This window comes from Variovorax boronicumulans NBRC 103145 (assembly GCF_001591345.1).
GTDB classification, from domain to species: Bacteria; Pseudomonadota; Gammaproteobacteria; order Burkholderiales; family Burkholderiaceae_C; genus Variovorax; species Variovorax boronicumulans.
This window is the reverse complement of record NZ_BCUS01000203.1, coordinates 1-6249: the sequence shown is the minus strand read 5'-3', so window position 1 is coordinate 6249 and position 6249 is coordinate 1. Positions and strand designations below refer to the sequence as shown.

Below are 6249 nucleotides of genomic sequence, written 5' to 3'. Positions count from 1 at the left end.
CAAGGTCAGCGAGCCTCCGAAGCGTGGCGCCGGCATCAAGGTGCCCGACGTTGCCACCCTGGTGGACAAGCTCAAGAACGAAGCCAAAGTGATCTGAGGAAGAAACGAACATGACCGCACTCGTCATTGCCGAACACGACCACGCCAGCATCAAGCCGGCCACCCTCAACACCGTGACCGCCGCCCTGGCTTGCGGTGGCGACGTCCACATCCTCGTGGCCGGTGCCAACGCAGCCGAAGCCGCCAAGGCCGCCGCGCAGATCGCCGGCGTGTCCAAGGTGATCGCTGCCGACAGCGCCAGCCTGGCTGAGAACCTCGCCGAGAACGTCGCCGCCCAAGTGCTGGCGATCGCCGGCAACTACAGCCACATCCTGTTCCCCTCGACCGCCAACGGCAAGAACGTCGCACCGCGCGTGGCCGCCAAGCTCGATGTGGCTCAGATCAGCGACATCACCAAGGTCGACAGCCCCGACACCTTCGAGCGTCCGATCTACGCCGGCAATGCCATCGCCACCGTGCAGAGCACCGACGCCACCAAGGTGATCACGGTTCGCACGACCGGCTTCGATGCCGCAGCCGCCACCGGTGGCAGCGCCACCGTTGAAACCGCTGAAGGCGTGGCCGACAGCGGCAAGAGCGCCTTCGTCGGCCGCGAAGTCACCAAGAGCGACCGCCCCGAACTCACCGCCGCCAAGATCATCGTCTCCGGTGGCCGTGCCCTGGGCAGCGCCGAGAAGTTCACCGAAGTGATGACGCCGCTGGCCGACAAGCTGAACGCAGGCCTCGGCGCCAGCCGCGCAGCCGTCGACGCAGGCTACGCCCCGAACGACTGGCAAGTGGGCCAGACCGGCAAGATCGTCGCGCCGCAGCTGTACATCGCCGCGGGCATCTCGGGCGCCATCCAGCACTTGGCTGGCATGAAGGACTCGAAGGTCATCGTCGCGATCAACAAGGACGAAGAAGCCCCGATCTTCTCGGTGGCCGACTACGGCCTCGTGGCCGACCTGTTCACGGCCGTGCCGGAACTCGTGAAGGCGCTCTGATCGCTTCAACGCATTGAGCCAGAAGGCATCGTTCGCGATGCCTTTTTTACATCTGCCGCCCCCACCGCGGCCCCTGGAGAGAAGACATGAGCTACACCGCCCCCCTCAAGGACATGCTGTTCGACATCGAACACCTGGCCAACATCGGCGAGATCGCCAAGCTGCCCGGCTTCGAAGACGCCGGCCTCGAAACCGCACAGGCCGTGCTCGAAGAGTGCGCGCGCTTCAACCAGGACGTGGTGGCGCCGCTGAACGTCGAAGGCGACCGCAACCCCTCGTCGTTCAAGGACGGCGAAGTCACCACCAGCAAGGGCTTCAAGGACGCCTTCGCGCAGTACGTGTCGGGCGGCTGGCAGGGCCTGCAGCATCCGGCGGACTTCGGCGGCCAGGGCCTGCCCAAGACCATCGGTGCGGCCTGCGGCGAAATGCTCAACTCGGCCAACATGAGCTTCGCGCTGTGCCCGCTCTTGAGCGACGGCGCCATCGAGGCGCTGCTCACCGCCGGCTCCGACGAGCTCAAGGCCGTGTACCTCGAGAAGCTCGTGAGCGGCCAGTGGACCGGCACGATGAACCTCACCGAGCCGCAGGCCGGCAGCGACCTGGCCATGGTGCGCAGCCGCGCCGAGCCGCAGCCCGACGGCACCTACAAGGTGTTCGGCACCAAGATCTTCATCACCTACGGTGAGCACGACATGGCCGAGAACATCGTGCACCTCGTGCTGGCCCGCGTGACCGGCGCGCCCGAGGGCGTGAAGGGCATCAGCCTGTTCGTGGTGCCGAAGTTCATGGTCAACGCCGACGGTTCGCTCGGTGCGCGCAACGACGTGCACTGCGTGAGCATCGAGCACAAGATGGGCATCAAGGCCTCGCCGACCGCCGTGCTGCAGTACGGCGACCACGGCGGCGCGGTGGGTTACCTCGTGGGCCAGGAAAACCGCGGCCTCGAGTACATGTTCATCATGATGAACTCGGCCCGCTACGCCGTGGGCATGCAGGGCATCGCGATCGCCGAGCGCGCCTACCAGCACGCCGTCGCCTACGCCAAGGACCGCGTGCAGAGCCGCCCGGTCGATGGCTCGATCAACGCCAGCGCACCCATCATTCACCACCCGGACGTGAAGCGCATGCTGATGACGATGCGTGCCTACACCGAAGGCTGCCGCGCGATGGCCTCGGTGGCCGCCGCCGCCTACGACGCCGCGCACCACCATCCCGACGCCGACGCGCGCAAGCAGAACCAGGCCTTCTACGAATTCATGGTGCCGCTCGTGAAGGGCTACAGCACCGAGATGAGCCTCGAAGTGACCTCGCTGGGCGTGCAGGTGCACGGCGGCATGGGCTTCATCGAGGAGACCGGCGCGGCGCAGTATTACCGCGACGCGAAGATCCTCACGATCTACGAAGGCACCACCGCGATCCAGGCCAACGACCTCGTGGGCCGCAAGACTGCACGCGACGGCGGCCAGACCGCCAAGGCGATCGCCGCGCAGATCGAGAAGACCGAGGCCGAGCTCGCCAAGAGCGACAGCGCCGCAGCCGCCGCCGTCCTCAAGCGCCTGACCGCCGCGCGCCTGGCCTTCATCGACGTGGTCGACTTCGTCGCCGGGCAGACCAAGGCCTCGCCCAACGCCGTGTTCTCGGGCAGCGTGCCGTACCTGATGCTGGCGGGCAACCTCGTGGCCGGCTGGCAGCTCGCGCGCTCGCTGATCGTGGCGCAGGACCAGGCCTCGCACAACGTGGACGTCGCCTTCATGCAGGCCAAGATCGCCACCGCGCGCTTCTACGCCGAGCACATCCTGAACAAGGTGCCGGGCATCCGCGACAGCATCGTCGAAGGCGCCGAGAGCGTCACGGCGCTGGCGCTCGAAGCGTTCTGACGCACCCGCCGCTGTCGCCGATCTGACGGGCGGCAGCGGCCCCTTGCTCTTATAAAACCGAACCCCTTCCCGGAGACGACATGTCCAAGCTGCCTTCTGTTCTCGCGAACCTCCCGCTGCCGATCATCGGCTCGCCGCTGTTCATCATCAGCAACCCCAAGCTCGTGATCGCGCAATGCAAGGCCGGCGTGGTCGGCTCGATGCCGGCGCTCAACGCCCGCCCGGCCGCCCAGCTCGAAGAGTGGCTGATCGAGATCACCGAGGAGCTGGCGGCCTACAACAAGGCCAACCCGGACAAGCCGGCCGCGCCCTTCGCCATCAACCAGATCGTGCACAAGAGCAACGACCGCCTGGAGCACGACATGGAGATGGTCGTGAAGTACAAGGTGCCGATCGTGATCACCTCGCTGGGCGCGCGCACCGACGTGAACGACGCGGTGCACAGCTACGGCGGCGTGACCTTGCACGACATCATCAACAACAAGTTCGCGCAGAAGGCGATCGAGAAGGGCGCCGACGGCATCATCGCCGTGGCGGCCGGTGCCGGCGGCCATGCGGGCGTGAAGAGTCCGTTCGCACTGGTGCAGGAAATCCGCCAGTGGTTCGACGGCCCGATCGCGCTGTCGGGCTCCATCGCCTCCGGCGGCGCGGTGCTCGCGGCGCAGGCCATGGGCGCCGACTTCGCCTACATCGGCACCGCCTTCATCGCGACCGAAGAGGCGCGTGCGAGCGAGGAGTACAAGCAGGCCATCGTGGACGGCAACTCGGACGACATCGTCTATTCGAGCCTGTTCACCGGCGTGCACGGCAACTACCTGGCACCCAGCATCGTCAAGGCCGGCATGGACCCGGCCAACCTGCCCGAAGGCGACGTGACCACCATGAACTTCGGCGGCGGCGAAGGCAGCAAGGCCAAGGCCTGGAAAGACATCTGGGGCTCGGGCCAGGGCATCGGCGCGATCACCGAAGTGGCGAGCGCGGGCGCCTTCATCGAGAAGCTCAAGCGCGAATACCAGGAAGCACGACAGCGATTGGCACTTTGAACGGTTCGCACGCACCGGCATCGACCTCCGCTGCGAGCGGTGGCGGCGGGGCCGTGCCTGCGCGGCAGGGGCGCATGCCGCTGCTCGACGTGGTCAAGGGCCTGGCCTGTGCGCTGATCGTCGGGCATCACCTGGCGCGCTACGGCCCGATGCCGGCCGGCGCGCAGGTGCTGGCGCCCGATTTCTTCGGCTGGCTGGCGAACGACGGCCGGCTCGCGGTGCAGGTCTTTCTCGTAATCGCCGGCTTTCTGGCCACGGCGAGCCTGGCGCCCGACGGCGTGCTGCGCGTGGACCGACCGCTCTCGCGGATCTTCCAGCGCTATGGCCGGCTGGTCATGCCGTACCTTGCGGCACTCACGGTCTGCGTACTGGTGGCCGAAGTGGCGCGGCCATGGCTGGGTGAAGAGGTGGTGCCGGCAGAGCCGAGCCTCGGTCAGCTGCTGGCGCACGGGCTGCTGCTGCAGGACCTGCTGAACTACGAGTCGCTGTCGACCGGTGTCTGGTATGTGGCGATCGACTTCCAGCTCTTCGCGCTGGCGCTCGCACTGGTCGGGCTGCCCGCCGTGCTGCGACAACCCACTTCGGCCGCGCGCTGGGCGCCGGTGGCGCTGGTGTTCATCGTGGCCGTGGCGTCGCTCGCGCTGTTCAACCGGCAGGCGCGGCTGGACGAAACGGCGTTCTATTTCTTCGGCGCCTACGGGCTCGGCATGCTGGCCTTCTGGGTCGGCCGCGCCACGCGCACCAGCACCTGGTGCAGCGCCGTCGCGCTGCTGGCGCTGGTGGGGGCGGGCGCGCTTGCCATCGACTGGCGCAGCCGCATCGCCATCGCGCTGGTGACCGCGCTGCTGATCGCGGTGGCGCAGCGCCGGCAGTGGCTGTCGCCCGCGCACTGGCCCGCGGCGGCCGTGCCGCTGCAGCAGCTGGGGCGCATTTCGTACTCGCTGTTCCTGATCCATTTCCCGGTGCTGCTCGCCGTGAACGCGCTGGTGGCGGGCCTGGGGCCGCACGGGCCGTGGGTCGACCTGCTGGGCATGGTCGCGACCTTCGGCCTGTCGGTGGGCGCGGCGGTGCTGCTGTACCGCGGGGTCGAAGCCCGGCCGGCGTCGCTGCGCAGCGTCTGCACACTTTTTGCCGCATTGCTCGTCAGCGGCCTCATCGTGTCGTACTGAAGCGCGCCGCACCCGCCGGGGTGCGGCCCTTTTTCTTCCCATTCCTTTGCAAATCTGTTGCCTTCGGGCTTCAGAGCGGGCAGTCTGCGCGAACTGCCCCTGTTGTGTATGATTGTGAATCTTTCAGTAAATACTGAAAATACACAAACTCAAGGAATGACAGAACCATCGCCGCCACGATCGCCGTTGAAGGCTTTCACGTCGCCCGACATCGGCAGCGTGGTGCAAGGCGTCGCGGCGCTCGCGTGGCTGCCGCAGGCGGCGCTGCTGGCGATGGCGGTGCAGGGCTTGGCCAGCGGTGAAGGCATGGCGGCCGTGCTGTGGCCGGCGGCGGGCATCCTCTTGCTCGGCCTGCTGCGCGCGGGCGGCGAAGCCTGGGGCGTGCGCCGCACCTTCGGACGCGCGAGGGCGCAGTTGACGGCCTTGCGTGCGCAGACCGCGTCCGCATTGGCGGCCGGTTCGCCGCTCGACCGCGAACGCGCGCCCTCCGGCCTTGCGGCCAGCGTGCTCGCCGAACAGGCCGAGGCGCTGGTGCCGTACCTCGTGCGCTACCAGCCCGCGCGCTGGCGTGCGACGGTGGTGCCGCTCTTCCTGCTCGCGGCAGTGGCCTGGTTCTCGTGGGCCGCGGCGCTGGTGCTGCTGGTGGCGGCGCCGCTGATCCCGATCTTCATGGCCATCGTCGGCTGGCGCGCCAAGGCGGCCAGCGAGGCGCAGATGGTCGAGATGGGCGGCATGAACGCCTTCCTGCTCGACCGCCTGCGCGGCCTGGCCACGCTGCGCGCGCTCGACGCGGTCGATGCCACGGCCGACCGGCTCGGTGCCTCCGCCCAGTCGCTGCGCCAGCGCACGATGGCGGTGCTGCGCATCGCCTTCCTGTCGTCCGCCGTGCTGGAGCTGTTCTCCGCGCTGGGCGTGGCGCTGGTCGCGGTCTACATCGGTTTCCATCTGCTGGGCTCGCTCGGCTTCGGCGCCTGGGGCCAGCAGCTCAGCCTGGGCGAAGGCCTGTTCGTGCTGTTGCTGGCGCCGGCCTTCTTCGAGCCGCTGCGCGAGCTGTCGGCGGTCTGGCACGACCGCGCGGCGGGCGAGGCGGCGCTGCAGGCGCTCGACGACCTGCAAG

5 protein-coding genes and 1 pseudogene are annotated in these 6249 nt (G+C 68.2%); all 6 read left to right on the top strand.

Annotated features, from left to right (window positions below):
- A pseudogene (locus VBO01S_RS32585) lies at positions 1–97 on the top strand (electron transfer flavoprotein subunit beta/FixA family protein); the annotation flags it as partial.
- Positions 98–110: 13 nt separating this feature from the next.
- Positions 111–1043 carry an electron transfer flavoprotein subunit alpha/FixB family protein gene (locus VBO01S_RS30440; RefSeq protein WP_062482682.1) on the top strand — a complete coding sequence of 311 codons (933 nt, stop codon included), beginning with the start codon at positions 111–113 and terminating at the stop codon, positions 1041–1043.
- Between the two features lie 86 nt (positions 1044–1129).
- Entirely contained in the window at positions 1130–2920 is a 1791-nt protein-coding gene (locus VBO01S_RS30435; protein ID WP_062482680.1) for an acyl-CoA dehydrogenase, read from the top strand.
- A gap of 80 nt (positions 2921–3000) precedes the next feature.
- Positions 3001–3963: an NAD(P)H-dependent flavin oxidoreductase gene (locus VBO01S_RS30430; RefSeq protein ID WP_062482679.1), complete on the top strand. Its 963-nt coding sequence runs from the start codon at positions 3001–3003 to the stop codon at positions 3961–3963.
- 74 nt (positions 3964–4037) lie between these two features.
- The gene (locus VBO01S_RS30425; protein ID WP_062482677.1) at positions 4038–5132 is read left to right on the top strand and encodes an acyltransferase family protein; all 1095 of its coding nucleotides are present in this window, start codon (positions 4038–4040) and stop codon (positions 5130–5132) included.
- A gap of 156 nt (positions 5133–5288) precedes the next feature.
- On the top strand, positions 5289–6249 hold a 961-nt coding region (locus tag VBO01S_RS30420), incomplete at its 3' end, for an ABC transporter transmembrane domain-containing protein (protein ID WP_255221253.1).

Bases quoted from the DNA above. Each gene is read 5' to 3' on its own strand.
- VBO01S_RS30440 (WP_062482682.1), top strand. From the start codon at position 111: ATGACCGCACTCGTCATTGCCGAACACGACCACGCCAGCATCAAGCCG.
- VBO01S_RS30435 (WP_062482680.1), top strand. From the start codon at position 1,130: ATGAGCTACACCGCCCCCCTCAAGGACATGCTGTTCGACATCGAACAC.
- VBO01S_RS30425 (WP_062482677.1), top strand. From the start codon at position 4,038: ATGCCGCTGCTCGACGTGGTCAAGGGCCTGGCCTGTGCGCTGATCGTC.
- VBO01S_RS30430 (WP_062482679.1), top strand. From the start codon at position 3,001: ATGTCCAAGCTGCCTTCTGTTCTCGCGAACCTCCCGCTGCCGATCATC.